Here is a 15,693-nt window from a genome sequence, read left to right as displayed (position 1 = left end):
GCATTGGCATTGCGATTGGCGCGGAATCGGTGGACGGCGGGCTCACGCTTTAGAATAGTGCCTCTCCATTTTCAAGAAGTGCGGTATGACGAACTCCTCTCTCGACCAGGCTTGCGCCGACGCGGCCTCCCTTATCGACCAGTGCGACGGCATGGTCATTACGGCCGGCGCCGGCATGGGCATCGACTCCGGCTTGCCCGACTTTCGCGGCGATAAGGGTTTCTGGAACGCTTATCCGGCCCTGGGCAAGCACGGCCTGCGCTTCACCGAGATTGCCAACCCGCGCGCCTTTCGCGAGCGCCCTGAGTTGGCCTGGGGCTTTTACGGGCACCGGCTGCAACTATACCGGCGCACGCTGCCGCACGCGGGCTTTGGCATCCTCAACCGTGTCGCGGCGCGCCTGCCGAACGGCGCCTTCGTCTTCACCAGCAATGTCGATGGACAATTCCAGCGCAGCGGCATGCCTGAGGAGCGCGTGGTGGAGTGTCACGGCAGCATCGAAAAGCTGCAATGCCTGGGCGACTGCGGCCATCCGACCTGGTCCGCGCAAGCGTTCTTGCCCGTGATCGACGAAGAACAATGCCTGCTGACCTGCGCCTTGCCGCGCTGCCCCCACTGCGGCGACATCGCGCGGCCCAACATCTTGATGTTCGGCGACCGCCTGTGGGATTCCAACTATGCCGACCAGCAGGAGCAGCGCCTCGACACCTGGCTGGCGCGCCAGCAGCGCGCCGTCATCATCGAACTGGGCGCGGGCACCTGGATTCCCTCGGTGCGGGTGTTCGGCGAAACCCAGGACCGCCCGCTGATCCGCGTCAATCCGGGCGAGTCGACGGTCGGCCTGGCGCGCGACATCGGGATTGCGCTCGGTGCGCTGGAAGGCATTGCGCGGATTGCCGCGGCGATGGAGTCGCTGTAAGCAGGACGACAGTCCCATGATGCCCGCGTGGGTGACCTTGCGGGCATCGGCAATGCGCCGGGGCGCCGACCGCTGCCCCGATCGTGTCGCATCGCTGCCTGCCTCGACAGCGACGTGCCGCCATGCCGGCCCCTGCCGTGGACTTGCTCAAAATTCAATGAACTGAAGCGCTTGTCAAGGACTTGCGCCAAGGCGCAGTTGCATTAAAGTCACGCTTTCAGGATGTAAGGCGCACTCATCAGTCGATTATGTCAAACTTGCAACCTTAGCCATCAGCAAGCACATCGCTGACGCGACCTGCTGCTCTCCACCTGACAAGAAAGCCCTATGAAGCGTCGATCCCTTCCATCCCGTTTACCCAAGTTGCGCATCGCCGCGTTCGCTCCACTCACCGTTCTACTCAGCATGCCGTTCGCGTATGCCGCTACCAACCTCGGCTTGAGCAACGGCACGTTCGATGCCGGCATCGATCCCTGGATAGCAAGCAAAAACCTGACATGGGGTTCCACCGGGGCAACCGCCTGTGGTGCAACGCGGTGCCTGCAACTGAAGCTCGACAACGGGATCACGGAAACGGCAACCGACGAGGTAAAAAACATCCTGCCAGGCCAGTTCATTGCAGCGTCGGCAATGATGAAGCGCGACGCGATATCCGGGCAGGATGATATGGCGCTGGGGATCGAGTTCTACGATTCCAACAAGGGACTGATCAGTACTGGGACAAGGTGGTCTTACCTGACAGGGCCTGCAAAGACATGGGGTAGCGTCAAGGTATCGGCAATCGCTCCGGCTGGCACCGCTACCGTCAAAGTTGTGGTTCGGGGGAAAGCGACCAGTGAGGTGACAGCGTACGTCGACAACGTGGTCATGAGCAAAATCGCTTTGGAGGACAAAGGGCAGCAGGCGTTCGCCGCCCGCGTCTCCGCAGCGGCAATTGACAGTAATACACTCTACGTCGCCGCCAACGGCAACCCGGCAAAATTCGCCTATTACCGCGTCTCGGATGGCAAGATATATAACGAATTTAAACTTGGCAATGAGGACGTCTGGAGCATGGTCGTTGGCGCCGATAGCGCCGCTTACTTTGGTACGGCATCCGGCAAGCTCTACAGGTACGCCTACATGACGGATCCCGCGCCACAAAAGATCTGGGAATTCAAAAAGGCGGTGAGTGGAACCCGGACAATCTGGTCGCTTAAAACCGGCCCCGAGAAATGCATCTACGGAGGACTTGCGCCTGATAAAGAGAAGGACGACAAGGAGAACACCAAGACCGACGGATTCAAATATTGTCCGGGTAAGGGTGTGACCATGCTGAACTTGCCAACGAAGAACGGCGTTACCGCGACCGGCTATCACGTACGCTCGCTGGCCGTCGATTCCGGCGAGACCGCCATCCCTGGCACCGTGTATTGGGGCATGGGCAATCCCGCCAGATTGTACAAAAGTGCGGTCGATGGAAGCGGCCTGACTGACCTTATGCGCATCGATCCGGCCAAAGACTATGCCTACTATACCGACTTCATCAAGAACCCGGACCCGCTCAAGAACCGCTTGTTTGTTCGCCTGACCGGGAAGTCCAACGACACCGTGGTACTGGACACCAAGGGCGAGAGCGCGGGAAATGCGGTGGCGAACATCAACTCGATCGGCATCAGTGCCCTGTCGCCCTCGTGTAACAGTACCGTGTCCCCTTCCCCTTGTAGAAATACCGTGTTTTACACAAAAGATCTCGGCACCGGCGGCAGCAAAGAGGGAACCCACCTTTCCTCTTATCGCGTCGACACTGGCGAAGAGACCTCGCTGGCGATTCAGATGAGCGCAGCGGCCGCCTTCGCGTATGCACCGTTTGACGCCCCTACCAAGCTGGTGTCGGTTCTGCGTGAGCCGGTGCTGGACAAGGGCAAGATCGTCCGGTTCAATCTGCCTGATCTTTACACGCCCGTCAATGACGCCACGCGAGAGTCGACCGATTTCGATGCACCGATGACGGCCTCGGGAATTCGCACGTTCGCTGTGCATAATGGCAAGACGTATTCATCGGGGTTTGTCAACGGCGCCATCGGCATCGGTGACGGAACAGCCAATCCGCCAGTGGTGGTACCGGAACACCTTCAGGCCGAAGGAATGGCGATACTCGGCGGCAATCTGTATATTGGCGGGTATCCCGGAGCGGTCATCAAATCCTTTCCACTGAAGCCAGATGGGCTGCTGGGCGAGGGCAAGACGGTAAGCGATCAGCTTGGCACTATATATGGTCAAAACCGTCCGTTTGCCATGCTCGCCATGGAAGCGACGACGTCGGGCGAAGCTGACCGGCTGGTGATTGCAACCGTTCCCAAGAAGGACGAGCAAGGTGCCCTGGCGATGTACTCGGTTGGCGCGCTCTCCCCTTGGAATGTTATGAAGGAACCCTTTACGGGGCATTCAATTCTGGCGCTCGCCAGGATCGATGATGTGGTGTACGGCGGAACGTCCGTCTGGCGCGATATCGACAATCAGAAAAGCCCTGGCTTTGCCAAGCTGTTCACATTTGAGCCAAAGTCCCTTGCTATTAAGAAAGTGGAATTTAAAGGACTGGTTACCGAGACGAGCTGGGACAAAAGAGCGATTACCGCTCTGCTGAAGGTGAACCGGCAAATCTGGATATTAGCGGAAGACACTGTGCTCATTTACGACCATGACACGAAAGAAGTCGTCAAAAAGCTCAAGATCGGCTCAGGTTTCTCATATGAACTCTTCAACATTGCATGGAATGCGGGCAGCATGGTCGAATCCAACGGGTATGTGTATTTTTCCGCAACCGATCCGGATCGCACAAGCATTTATCGCGTGAACATCAGTCGGCCTGAAAGCATCGAAACGGTACGCACCGGGGCATCGGGGACGCTGAAAGCCGATGCAAACGGCAATATCTACTTCATTAACGAAGATAGGGTCATGAAGTACAACATGGCTTTGCAATAAAGCCAGTTGCCCCGCGCGTATTGCCGCGCGGGGCAATCGACTACCCGGCTTCAAGGTAAGGTGATTTCCCCGAAGAGATGCACAGGCAATACGTGTCGCAACGCTTTCTCTGTCTTACGAACCCTTGCCCTTGCCAATGGCGTCGGTAAGCTGCGCGAGCGCCGCCCCAACCCGTTCGTCCAGGAACGGCGCGACCGCCGCCGCCCGCGTCTGCGGCACCCCCCACAGCGCCTCACCGAGCACGCAGGCGGTCGCGGCGATGGTGTCGCTGTCGCCGCCGTGATACAGGCATGCGGCCAGCAGCGTATCGATGTCATCACTTTCCGCAAGACAGCTCATCACATCCTCCAGGGTATCGTCGGCGCGCACGCGCATCGGGGAACCGGCCTGGTGCTGCGCCTCGACAGCGTGGACGCTGCCGCCGCCGGCTTTCCACGAGGCCAGCAGATCGTCCTTGCTAGCGCCATGCAAGGCTGCCCAGTGCAGCTGCACGTAACTATCCGCCGCCTGCATCGCGCTCGGATGGCCGTGCGTCGAGCGCGTGATGTCTTCCGCCATGCGGCGCGCCTGCGCCAGGTCCGGCGCCAGCGCCGCGACCGGTCCCAGGCGCATCAGCGCGCCATTGCCCCAGCTCACCAGTTCCTCGGAGGACGCCCCCAGCGCCCACGCGGCGAACAGCTTGCCGTAGCCGGCGTCCGGATAATGGGCCACCCAGTTGCGGAAGGCCTCCTTGAGCGGGGTTCCCGCCAGCAGATGCTGCGCCACCGCCAGCGTGATAATCGTGTCGTCGGTGAAGCGATGCTGCGCTGTCAAAGCGGGTAAGGTGCGCGTCGGCGTGCATGATTTTTCGTAAACGGAACCATAAATGTCCCCGACAATTGTTCCTAACATAGTGTTCTCCTGAAGCAAAGAAACGGTACGGCGATCGGATGTGCTGTAATGCAGTCGCGGGCCGGGATGACCCGCTTTCCATGAAATAACAAGGAGCACAGTCGCATGATGCTGGCAATATTGATAATGGCTGCCGGGCCCGCCATGGTCGTGGTCCGGGAGGACGACGTCAAGCGCGACGAAGCGCCGCCGCACGGGGCCATCGGCATGTCCACGGCCTACCGCATCAGCGATGCGGTGCCGGGGCCGCGCGCCATGGAGTTTCGCAAGCGCGTGCTGCATGCCGGGGCGGCCATCGGACTGCACCGGATCGACCATGACGAGGTGTATTACGTGCTATCCGGCCAGGGAGAAGTCACCTCCGATGGCAAAACGGCGCGCCTGGCGCCGGGCATGGCCGCCTATCTGTACAAGGGGGCCATGGTCGGCATCAGGCAACTGGGAGAGGAGCCGCTGTCGATCATCGTCAGCTATCCCAATGCGCCGCGTTAAGCGCCGCGCAACGGTGCTATTTAGCGAGATTTGCTCGATAAACGGCCGGAAAGCGTTGTAGCGGCGCGTTTGTATCTCGCGGCATATCTTGGCAATTTCCTTGCCGTCGCTTTTGCAGCTTAAGGTCAGCGTGATTTTCTCGTTCGATCCGCTGCCGGGCATCTTGATGAGCGATGCCGCGATATTGCCGTTCTCGGTCGAATTATAGGTCTGTATGACGGTATCAGTCGCCACCTGAATCTTTTGATCGGCATGTTGGGTAATGAATATCTGCCCCAGCGAGAACATTTTCGCGCAGGTTGACTTGTCGCGGCAGGTGATGTTGGCCTGTTCGCGCGCCTTCGCCAGGGCAATGATATCTTCCTTGGCCTGTGCTTCTTCCCTCTCCTGCCGCACTGCTTCCGCCTTGTCGGAAGCAGCCCTCTTTGCCGCCTCTTCCGCCGCACGCGCAGCGAGAGCGGATACGCTAGCCTCGTGTTCCGCGCGCGCGAGCGCATTGGCGTCCTCGAGTTTCTGGAGAAACGCGTGACGGGCCAGGGGGCCAAATACGCCGCCTTCGGGAACACCCACGATGATATCGTTTTCCACGTTGTACTCGACCGAACCGGTTGGCGTCGCGTCATAACGCTGGGCATTCCCGCGGCGCCATTTGACTTTATTGACGCCTTTATCGGTGGCCGGCATGCCAAGGATCGTTTCCGCTTCCTGCACCGTCATGCCGTTTTTGACCTGATTCGCGTTTTCGCGCGCGGTCCGGAAACTGGACGCCGCACAACCTGCAAATATCGCCGCCATCATCAAGATTGCCGCTGCTTTTTTCATTGTTCTCTTTCATTTTCGGGAGCCAATTCGGGACCATGAGAATTATATGCGTGCAGTGTCTTTCTGCGATGAAAACTCACATTGAAAATGTGCATGACGAACACGAAGTGCGCTACTGGACCGATGCGCCGGGTATTACCCGAGAGCAGCTGGTGGCGGCAGTACAGGAAGTCGGCCCGATGGCCGATGCGGTGCGCACCAAATTGGGCCATTAAGCTGATTCCAAAACAGCCGGCCAGACTGTTGACATGACACCGATAGCGCCTTATGATCAATTCATGACTACCTTCATCAAGCATTCCGCTCACCATCACGCTGTGTCGCATCCGCGGCTGGGAGAGCTATTGCTACGTGATTGAAAGCCCTATCACTGAGAAAGCCCTCCCAGCACCGCTGCGAGGGCTTTTTTGTTTTGCGGTGGTGGATTGCGACGAGCGCAAATCCACCGCCGAAGGTATAGGGAATCATCATGGAACTGAAAATTGAAGCGCAAGCCCGGGGCGTGCGCATTATCGCCGGCGACGAAGCAAAGAACCGCCGCGCATTGCTCAATCAACTGATCGCGATCGCCGAAGCGGCGGGATTTGAAGAAATCATCTTGCCGTCGGTCGAGCCGTCAAGCGTGTATGTGGACAAGGCGGGGCCGGAAATCCTGGGGCAGATGTATGTCTTCCCGGACAAGAAAAACCGCTCGCTGTGCCTGCGGCCGGAGGCCACGGCCACAGTCCAGCTGATCGCCGATAAATACTATCCGCGCCAGAAGAACGTGAAGCTATGGTATTTCGAACGCTGCTGGCGCTATGAACGGCCGCAGGAAGGACGCTACCGCGAGTTCTTTCAATTCGGATTGGAAGTATTGAATCCCGATTCCGCCAACGTCCGCGATGAACTGATCGCCCTTGCGGAAAAGATGGTCGGCCTCAAGACCGAAGAATACATCCTGGCCCGCGCCGTCAAGCGCGGGCTCGATTACTACACCACCGACGGATTCGAAATCGCCGTGCCGGCGCTGGGAGCGCAGAAACAGGTGGTCGGCGGCGGCACGTATAAACAGGGGATCGGTTTTGCAATCGGATTCGATCGACTGATGCTGTGTCAACGTCCTGATTGAGTTTTTCCCGACTGGCGTTCACGCGAAAACCATCTGACACGACCGGCATTTACGAAGTCACCCTGCTGGTCGGCGATGGCAAGCCCGCCAGCGCCGCCAAAGACATCATCAATATTGTCGCTATATCGCCAAACACGACCAAGGTCACTGACACCGGAACTTACCGTTGCGCCTTGCTTACGAAGCAGATGGCCCTCACGCTCTACGCGCAAGGACACGCCTACCTCGATCGCGACCAGGACGCCCCTGCGAAGCGAACGATATTGCGAACGAAATAGCGTCACCCTATGTTGCCCCGGTCGTTTCGAGTACTGGCCAATGCTATGTGAGTGGTTATTACCGCAAGAACGGCACCTACGTAAAAGGCTACTACCGCCGCTGCACATCGTGATCGAGTTCCGCTACGACATTTAACTGAACGCCACCGCAAGGTGGCGTTCAGTATGTAAACGCTGACGAGAATTCGGTGCTGCGGCTGTGCGGAAGCAGAGGAAGCAGCGGCGAGTAGATAGCATGGCCGTCGCGAACTTGCGATAAAGCACTTTACATTGCCGAATGTGACATTTGAATAGATTTTTTGCGTTTCTTGAAGGTATGATCCAGTCCCGATTGCATTATCGTCCGCACAGGCGCTCATCAATGCGCGGGACGCCGCCGTGAACGCCGCCTGCGGATGGTCGATCCGGAACACTACCAAGCACCTGCAAATGCCCCGTGTCCCGCGTTGGGAACAGCAAGATAAAGCGCAACGGCACGCAAATTTGCCGAATTATTAGGAAATCATGAAAAAAGTTATATCGCTTTTAGCAATCGCCCTGTCATTAGCAGCATGCGGTGGCGGCGGAGATGGGGGCAGCGGGCCAGTTTCACCGCCACAGCCCGTCAAAACCGCCTTGGAGGGCACCTGGATTGCCGCTACCGATGGGCGGATGACCGGTAGCGCATGCGGCCTCAGTTCTTCGGGAGCGATGGGCGAGCGGGAAACGGTGACGTTCAGCGGAAACAGCTACACGTACAAGGCGGAAAGTTGTGTAATTCTCACTGGCAATACCGGAGGCTATATTTCGACAGACAGCGCAAATGGGACGTTCTCTATCGGCGAGATCAGTTTGCAATCAGCTGATCCATCCACCCAAATGACTGCGCTTGATCTGATTTCAAAAACGACCAGCTATACGTCGTTCAACATTACAGCAAACAAATTGCACATTGCCGGTCCGTTCCAGACGTACGATGGAAAAACACGTGAGAAGCGGGCCTTCCAGATCGCCAGCTATTTCGACCCGGTTTCCCGCAAGCTTGTCAACAATGTGGCATTCGTAAAGCAGTAATCGAGCGCCGTATTCAGATGCTCCGCTCGTCAAATCCGGGCGAATGCCCAGTCGCAACGACACGCAATCATGGCAAGGGCGGAGCATTGAATGAGAAATCTTGTCGTCAGCGTGTCGATAGTTGCCAGCTTGAGCGGCTGCGCCATGTCCCCGGAAGCAGCAGAGCTTCGCAGCTGCGCTGGCAGGTGCCAGCCAGGCGTATAAGCTCGCGTACGCGATGGGCGGCGCTCAGCCGCTGGCACCGAGGCAACAAGTTTGGGATTGGGCGTGGGACCAGTTCTATAACAACGGCTACCTGGTATGGGCATGCCGAGGCATGCAATCGGGGAAATTCTCGGAAGATTGGCGCTGCTCGACCAAGATCAAAACCGCTTACACGTGGCCGCAAAAATGACCCCGTGGATATCAAACGAATGCGGCAGCCAAGTAACTTCCGCACGCGATTGACATGTGCTGTGGTCTGATTTGCCCAGACTCCTCAGTCCGGCTGCGAATCAAACTGCCTTGCGGCGCCGCGCTGCGGCACCAATGGCGAACACGCCCGCACCCAGCATGAGCCATGTCTGCGGTTCCGGTACGGCCGTGACGCTCCAAGTAACAGCGGGCGTCCAGTCGCCACCACCATAGTACGGCTCGCCCTCACCATAATTGTAAAAAAAACTGTAGCTCTCTCCAGTGTGCAGCGTTTGCCTCAGATACGAATAGCCGTCGCTAAACGAACTATTGATATAGAACGCCGGCGCCTGGCCAGGTGTCCATGCAAAGCTGTAGAGCGTGCAGCTGCTGCACGAAACAAAGTCACGCCCAGCATACTCGAGCGACACTAGCTCTGACTTGTCGAACGCTCCGTTGGCGTCCAGGTCGTTCACCGTGAAGCTGCCTTGAAGGGTGGCCTCTTTAGGATAGCCGTACTCCAAGAAACCGCCGGTAAAGCTCCAGTCATAGGTTTTGACAGCAGCATGGGCGGGAACGAGACAAAGCGCAGTGGCCGCTGCACACAAGAGGTGACGGATCATTCAGGTTCCAGTCGAAATTGTTAGGGAAATAACATCTTACGAGATTACCTACAGAATGGAGCTTTCCTTGTCAGCCGCACGCGACAGTCGTTGATAATTGTTGGGATGGCAACAGTCGACGGATTTGGCGCACGCGGCTGTCAAAACGGCAGACAAGGCCTCCGGCGTGACGCCTGCGCACGCGATTGCGCCCGGATCTATCCGCCAGCATCGATAAAGAGAAACGCGTCCAGCGGCCGGGATATCGAGGGATATGGCGGATACCTTGCGTTTGCCATGCCGGCGCCGTGGATCTGGACCAGGTTGCACTCAATCGGGCGGATGAAACGGACAGTGAAGCAGGGGAACCATGAGCGAACTCAACAGACCGCAAATTCGCGCATCGCATGGCTCAGTCACCAGTGGTAGCGATAAGGTCCCAATCCGCCGAAATTTCGGCGTCGAGCATCCTTTTGCCAAAACGCTTACCAGTTGATGCGCACAAGAAAAAGGCCAGCTCTCTGGCTGGCCTAAGTCATTGATTCTATTGGTCGGGACGGAGTGATTCGAACACTCGACCCCTTGCACCCCATGCAAGTACGCTACCAGGCTGCGCTACGCCCCGACGAGTTGCGAATTATATCAGAGCATCTGGCGTTTTTGGGACACAAAATCGCACGCCGCACACTCCCCGTTGCCGCTTTGCGCTACGTCAAACTCGCCCGCATGCGCCGCGTTGCCAACCCACGACCCGTCCCTCAGTTTGCTTCCGTACAGAACTACGATCCAATCCGCATTCATGTACTATTTCTCAAACACTGTTGTAATTAACTAAATTTACGATGAGAAAAACGGAGAACTCCTCCATGGAAATACAGAACAGCGACACCAGCCGCTTTCTTTCAACCGGCGTCCCCGGACTGGACACCATCCTCGGCGGCGGCCTCACCAGTGACCGCCTGTTCCTGATCGAAGGCGAGCCCGGCACAGGCAAGACCACCCTCGCCCTCCAGTTCCTGTACGAAGGCGTGCGCCGCGGCGAATCGGTCATCTATATCACCCTGGCTGAAACCCGCGTCGAGCTCAAGGCGGTGGCGCAGTCGCATGGCTGGTCGATGGACGGCATCCACGTCGAGGACATCATCCCCAACGAGAACATCCTCCACCCCGACCACCAGTTCACCATTTTCCACCCGTCCGAAATCGAGATGGGCATGACCACCCAGCGCATCCTCGACACGATCGAAAAGTACAAGCCGACCCGCGTCGTCCTCGATTCGCTCTCCGAGCTGCAACTGCTGGCCGAAAGCCCGCTGCGCTACCGCCGCCAGGTGCTCGCGCTCAAGCAGTACCTGTCCGGCAAAGGCTGCACCACCCTGTTCCTCGACGACCGCACCGCCCTATCCGGCGACCTGCAGGTGCGCAGCGTGGCGCACGGCGTCATCACGCTCGAACTGATCAACCAGGACTACGGCTCCGAACGGCGCCGCGTGCGCATCGTCAAATACCGCGGCATCGCCTTTCGCGGCGGCTCGCACGACTATAAAATCGTCACCGGCGGGCTGGTGGTGTTCCCGCGCCTGATCGCCGCCCACACGCGCGTACACACCGAACGCAAACAGCTCTCGAGCGGCATCGCCCAACTCGACGCCCTTACCGGCGGCGGACTCGATGAAGGCACCAGCACCCTGCTCTCCGGCCCACCGGGTACCGGCAAGTCATCGCTGTGCGCGCAGTATGTGTATGCGGCCACGCAGCGCGGCCAGAAAGCGGCCATGTTCCTGTTCGAGGAAGCGGCCAACAACCTGCTGCTGCGCTCCACCGGCCTCGGTATCGATCTGCAGGGCGCGATCGACAATGGCCTGCTCATGATCAAGCAGATCGACCCGGCCGAAATGGCGCCCGGCGAATTCATGCAGGCGGTGACCGATGCCGAAGCCGGCGGCGCGCGCGTGATCGTCATCGACAGCCTCAATGGCTATCTGAAGGCCATGCCCGACGAACGCTTCCTCGCCACCCACATGCACGAGCTGCTGACCTACCTGGGCCAGCGTGGCGTGGTCACTATCCTGGTCGGCGTGCAGCCCGGCGTCATCGGCGGCAGCATGAGCACCACGGTCGACGCCAGCTACATCGCCGACAGCGTCATCATGCTGCGCTACTTCGAAGCGCGCGGCAAGGTGCGCCAGGCCATCTCGGTGTTCAAGAAACGCGTCGGCCTGCACGAGCGCACCATCCGCCTGTTCTCGATGAGCGCCAAGGGCATCCAGGTGGGCCAAGTACTGACCAACTTCCATGGCATCCTGACCGGTGTTCCCACCTTCGACGACAGCCAGTGCCACGTGCTGTTCGACGACGAAAACGGATAAGCGAAAAGCGGCCTATGGAAAAGCGTGTCCTGATCTACGCCCCGACCGGGCAAGACGCGGTGCTGGCATCGAAAATGCTCACGCTCGCGCAAGTCGACAACCTGGTCACCGAAAACGTCCAGCGGCTCTCCGAAGAGCTCCTGATCGGCGTCGGCGCCGTGCTCACGGTCGAAGAAGCGCTGTCGAACGGCGGCATGAAAGCGCTCGGCGAATTCGTCCAGCGCCAGCCCAACTGGTCGGACCTGCCGATCGTGCTGCTCACGCACCGCGGCCCCGACTCGCTCAGCGTGCGCCAGGCCATCGGCGCCCTCGGCAATGTCACCCTGCTCGAGCGTCCGGTGCGCACCCTGACCCTGATCACGTCGCTGCAATCGGTGCTGCGCGCGCGCGAAAAGCAGTACCAGGTGCGCGAGACCGACCGCCGCAAGGATGAATTCCTGGCCAGCCTCGGTCACGAACTGCGCAACCCGCTGGCGCCCATCCGCACCTCGATGAGCGTACTCAATCACCTGTATCCCGACCAGGCGCCCGTGAAAAAGGTGAGCGACGTGATCGAGCGCCAGGTGACCCATCTCACCCGGCTGGTCGACGACCTGCTCGATGTGGCCCGCATCAACAGCGGCAAGATCGAACTGCAGCGCGACTACACCACCTTTGCGCAGGTGATGGAACACGTCACCGAACTGTGCTCCGCCGCCGCCGCGGCCAAGCGCATCAAGATCGACGTGGCCGTGCCGCCCGGCGACGTGGTGCTCTACGCCGACTACGCGCGCGTGGTGCAGATCGTCGCCAACATCGTCTCGAACGCGGTCAAGTTTACCCCGGCCGACGGCTACATCAGCGTGCGCGGGCAGGTCGAATTCGGCGCCCTGAACATCTACGTCAAGGATACCGGCATCGGACTCGAAGCGGCCGCCATCAAACGCATTTTCGCCATGTTTGAACAAAGCCGTCCGCCCTCGGGCCAGATCGCCAGTGGTCTCGGCATCGGCTTGAGCCTGTCGCGCCAGTTCGCCGAAATGCATGGGGGCAGCGTGCAGGCCACCAGCGAGGGACTTGGCAAGGGCAGCGAGTTTATCGTCACCCTGCCGGTGGTGACAGAAGCGCGTCCGGTTGATGCCGCGCCCATCGCCGACATCATGGGCGCTGTCGACCAGCGTCCCAAGGTGCTGGTGGTGGACGACAACCGCGATGCGGCCGACTCGCTGCAGGCGCTGTTCGAAATGGAGAACTGTAACGTCGCCACGGCCTACGACGGCTTTGAGGCGGTGCAGGCGGTGGAACAGGGCATGCCCGACATGATCGTGATGGACCTCGGCATGCCGAGCATGGACGGCTACGAAGCGGCGCGCCGTATCCGCTTGAAACCCGGTTCGCAGTCGGTGCTGATGATCGCCCTGACCGGCTGGGGCCAGAGCGACGCCCGCCAGCGCACCCTGGACGCGGGCTTCGACCATCATCTCATCAAGCCGGTCAACTTCGACGACATCAAGCGCCTGGCCGACGGCCGCCTGGGCAAGCCGCAGGGCTTGCGCCTGATCCGCTAGAGCGCCGTTTTCGCCAGCTGCGGCGCTGCGGGCGCGCCGCTCTCCAACGCTTCCATCAGGCGCGCCATGTCCACCGGCTTGACCAGATGCGCATCGAATCCCGCCGCGAGTGCGCGTTCACGGTCGCTGTCCTGCCCATACCCGGTCAGCGCCACCAGGCGCACCTTGCCGGTGGCCGGGTCGGCGCGCATGCGGCGCGCCACTTCATAACCGTCGATGCCCGGCAGGCCGATATCGACCAGCGCAATGTCCGGGCACGCCGCGCCAGCCTGGCGCAGGCCGTCGAAGCCATCGACGGCGGTGTCGACCCGGTACTGCTGCGCCTCGAGCATCATGGCCATCATCTCGCGCCCGTCCTCGTTATCTTCGATCAGCAGCACGCGCTGGCGCGACGAGGGCGCCGGCGCCGGCACACTCACCTCGGACTGCGGCGGCTGCACGCGCGGCAGGCGCAGCGCGAAACTGCTGCCCAGGCCCGTGCCGGCGCTGCGCACGTCCACCTGCCCGCCGTGCATCAGCGCCAGTTGCCGCACCAGCGCCAGCCCGACGCCAAGGCCGCCCTGGGCGCGGTCGAGCGGACGCGCGCCCTGCACGAACAGGTCGAACACGTACGGCATCAGCTCCGGCGCAATCCCGATGCCGGAATCGGACACGCACAGCAGCGCGTCGTCGCCCTCGATGGCCACGCTGACCGAAATCGTGCCGCCGGCCGGGGTGTATTTCAGTGCGTTGTCGAGCAGGTTGGAGACGATCTGCTCGAGCCGGGTCGGGTCGCCATCGACCCACACCGGCACGGTCTCGACGCGCAGTTCATGGCGCGCCGAGCGCTCCGACGCGCGCAGGGTGGCCATGTAATTGTCGATCACCTGGTCCAGCCGCAGCGCGCGCCGCTCCAGCAGGATCTTCCCGGAGTGAACCCGCCCCATGTCGAGCAGGTCGTCCACGATGCGGGTCAGGTGCCCGCTCTGGCGCGTGATGATCTCGCGCGCGCGCTCGCTGGCGGCGGCCGGCATGCCCGGATGGGCCATCACGCCGGTCGCGTTCACGATCGCCGCCAGCGGGTTGCGCAGCTCGTGCCCGAGCATCGCAAGGAATTCATCCTTGGCCCGGTTCTGCTGTTCGGCCCTGGTGCGCGCCTCGTGTTCGCGCTCGAACAACGTGGCGCGCTCGCTTTCGGCGGCAAGGCGCGACTGCTTTTCCTGTTCGACCAGCGCCGCCGCCGCCGCAATCGCCGCCTGCACCTCGTCCACTTCGGCCACGCCCGACACGCCAGTGCGCGCCGCCTCGCCGCCGGCGCCCAGCGCATGCGCCGAGCGCGCCACCTGGCGGATCGAGCGCGACAGCCGGCGCGCAAAGAACACGGCGGCCAGGGCGGCGCAGCACACCGCCGCCGCTAGGCCGATAATCCACACCATCAACGCGCTGCGCGCCGCCGATTCGATTTCGGCTTCCGGCACGCCGACGGCCACCGTCCATCCGGACAGCGCCGAGCGTTCCAGCACCGTGTACAGCTTCATGTTGTCGTCGCTGGCGTTGCGGATCACGCCGATGGTCTTGCTGCGGATCGCTTCGCGCAGGTCGGGGCGGGTCTCGCCGCGTCCCGCCGCGCCGCCGCCATAGGTCTGGGCGATCGTCATGCCGTTGCGGTCATACACGCCGGCCAGCCAGGTCGGCGGCGCGTTCACCTGGGTCAGTACGCCGTTGAAGTGGTCGATCTTGAAGCCCTGCGCGATCACGTAGCGCATGCCGTCGGGCGTGGTGACCGGCACGTCGACCACCACCAGCAAGGCTTGCGTGACGACGCCGCGGATCAGGTTCGAGATTTGCGGCCTGCCGGCATCTAACACCTGGGCCACGCGCTGGGCCGCGTCGGGACCGGGCAAGGGTGCGCCGAACGGCACCGCTGTATTAATCAGCTGCTGCCCGCGCTCGTCGAGCAGCGCGGTCCAGGTGGCGCCCACCTTGTCGGCGAAGCGCGCCTGTTCGTAGAAACCGGCCAGGTCGCCGCTGGCCAGGTACGGCGAGGTGGCCAGCATGCGCACCGCGCTCTGGGTGTTGGTCAGTTCGCGGTCGATGCTCACCAGCGAGATGCGCGCCGTTTCACGCACGCCCTTTAGCGCCGCTTCGCGCTCGGCCTTGAGCAGCATGTTGAGCGAAATCGTCGAAAACAGGATCACCGGAATCAGGATCGCCGCGACCATCAGCGCGAGATAAGCGCGGATTTTCATGGTACCGGCGGCGAAGGACTG

Annotated in this window: 12 protein-coding genes and 1 tRNA gene; 9 read left to right on the top strand and 4 right to left on the bottom strand. The window is 60.8% G+C overall.

From position 1 onward, the window contains the following. The first annotated feature begins 85 nt into the window (after positions 1–85). Together F1609_RS11985 and F1609_RS11980 are read left to right on the top strand one after the other, a co-directional pair. Positions 86–919, top strand: a complete 834-nt coding sequence (locus tag F1609_RS11985) for an SIR2 family NAD-dependent protein deacylase (protein ID WP_167076657.1) — start codon at positions 86–88, stop codon at positions 917–919. Between the two features lie 327 nt (positions 920–1,246). Further along, the gene (locus tag F1609_RS11980) at positions 1,247–3,886 is read left to right on the top strand and encodes a hypothetical protein (protein WP_167076656.1); all 2,640 of its coding nucleotides are present in this window, start codon (positions 1,247–1,249) and stop codon (positions 3,884–3,886) included. 114 nt (positions 3,887–4,000) lie between these two features. On the opposite strand, the gene F1609_RS11975 is transcribed toward F1609_RS11980, so the two are convergent. After that, positions 4,001–4,777 carry an ADP-ribosylglycohydrolase family protein gene (locus tag F1609_RS11975; protein WP_167076655.1) on the bottom strand — a complete coding sequence of 259 codons (777 nt, stop codon included), beginning with the start codon at positions 4,775–4,777 and terminating at the stop codon, positions 4,001–4,003. A 105-nt stretch (positions 4,778–4,882) separates the two neighbouring features. On the opposite strand from F1609_RS11975, the gene F1609_RS11970 reads away from it, so the two are divergent. The 5 genes from F1609_RS11970 (at position 4,883) to F1609_RS11950 (ending at position 8,533) form a co-directional block, all read left to right on the top strand. Next, positions 4,883–5,269, top strand: coding sequence for a cupin domain-containing protein (locus F1609_RS11970; protein ID WP_167076654.1), 387 nt, complete (start codon positions 4,883–4,885; stop codon positions 5,267–5,269). An 890-nt stretch (positions 5,270–6,159) separates the two neighbouring features. Continuing rightward, a complete protein-coding gene (locus F1609_RS11965; RefSeq protein ID WP_167076653.1) occupies positions 6,160–6,306 on the top strand; it encodes a DUF3606 domain-containing protein in 147 nt (48 codons plus the stop codon). 287 nt (positions 6,307–6,593) lie between these two features. Further along, positions 6,594–7,202: an ATP phosphoribosyltransferase regulatory subunit gene (locus F1609_RS11960; RefSeq protein ID WP_167076652.1), complete on the top strand. Its 609-nt coding sequence runs from the start codon at positions 6,594–6,596 to the stop codon at positions 7,200–7,202. After that, positions 7,199–7,480, top strand: a complete 282-nt coding sequence (locus F1609_RS11955) for a hypothetical protein (protein WP_167076651.1) — start codon at positions 7,199–7,201, stop codon at positions 7,478–7,480. The genes F1609_RS11960 and F1609_RS11955 overlap by 4 nt, the downstream gene beginning before the upstream one ends. A gap of 504 nt (positions 7,481–7,984) precedes the next feature. Then, positions 7,985–8,533, top strand: a complete 549-nt coding sequence (locus tag F1609_RS11950; protein ID WP_167076650.1) for a hypothetical protein — start codon at positions 7,985–7,987, stop codon at positions 8,531–8,533. A 494-nt stretch (positions 8,534–9,027) separates the two neighbouring features. On the opposite strand, the gene F1609_RS11945 is transcribed toward F1609_RS11950, so the two are convergent. Then, positions 9,028–9,549, bottom strand: coding sequence for a PEP-CTERM sorting domain-containing protein (locus F1609_RS11945; RefSeq protein ID WP_167076649.1), 522 nt, complete (start codon positions 9,547–9,549; stop codon positions 9,028–9,030). 527 nt (positions 9,550–10,076) lie between these two features. Next, positions 10,077–10,153: transfer RNA gene (locus F1609_RS11940), tRNA-Pro, on the bottom strand. A 241-nt stretch (positions 10,154–10,394) separates the two neighbouring features. Between F1609_RS11940 and F1609_RS11935 the strand changes: the two genes are divergently transcribed. Together F1609_RS11935 and F1609_RS11930 are read left to right on the top strand one after the other, a co-directional pair. Beyond that, the gene (locus tag F1609_RS11935) at positions 10,395–11,897 is read left to right on the top strand and encodes an ATPase domain-containing protein (protein ID WP_167076648.1); all 1,503 of its coding nucleotides are present in this window, start codon (positions 10,395–10,397) and stop codon (positions 11,895–11,897) included. Positions 11,898–11,911: 14 nt separating this feature from the next. After that, positions 11,912–13,444: a hybrid sensor histidine kinase/response regulator gene (locus F1609_RS11930; RefSeq protein WP_167076647.1), complete on the top strand. Its 1,533-nt coding sequence runs from the start codon at positions 11,912–11,914 to the stop codon at positions 13,442–13,444. On the opposite strand, the gene F1609_RS11925 is transcribed toward F1609_RS11930, so the two are convergent. Beyond that, positions 13,441–15,672: an ATP-binding protein gene (locus F1609_RS11925; protein ID WP_167076646.1), complete on the bottom strand. Its 2,232-nt coding sequence runs from the start codon at positions 15,670–15,672 to the stop codon at positions 13,441–13,443. The genes F1609_RS11930 and F1609_RS11925 overlap by 4 nt on opposite strands. Between the last annotated feature and the right edge of the window lie 21 nt (positions 15,673–15,693).

Origin of the sequence: Massilia aquatica (assembly GCF_011682045.1) — a bacterium.
Lineage (GTDB): Bacteria > Pseudomonadota > Gammaproteobacteria > Burkholderiales > Burkholderiaceae_D > Telluria_A > Telluria_A aquatica.
This window is presented reverse-complemented; position numbering and strand designations above follow the sequence as displayed.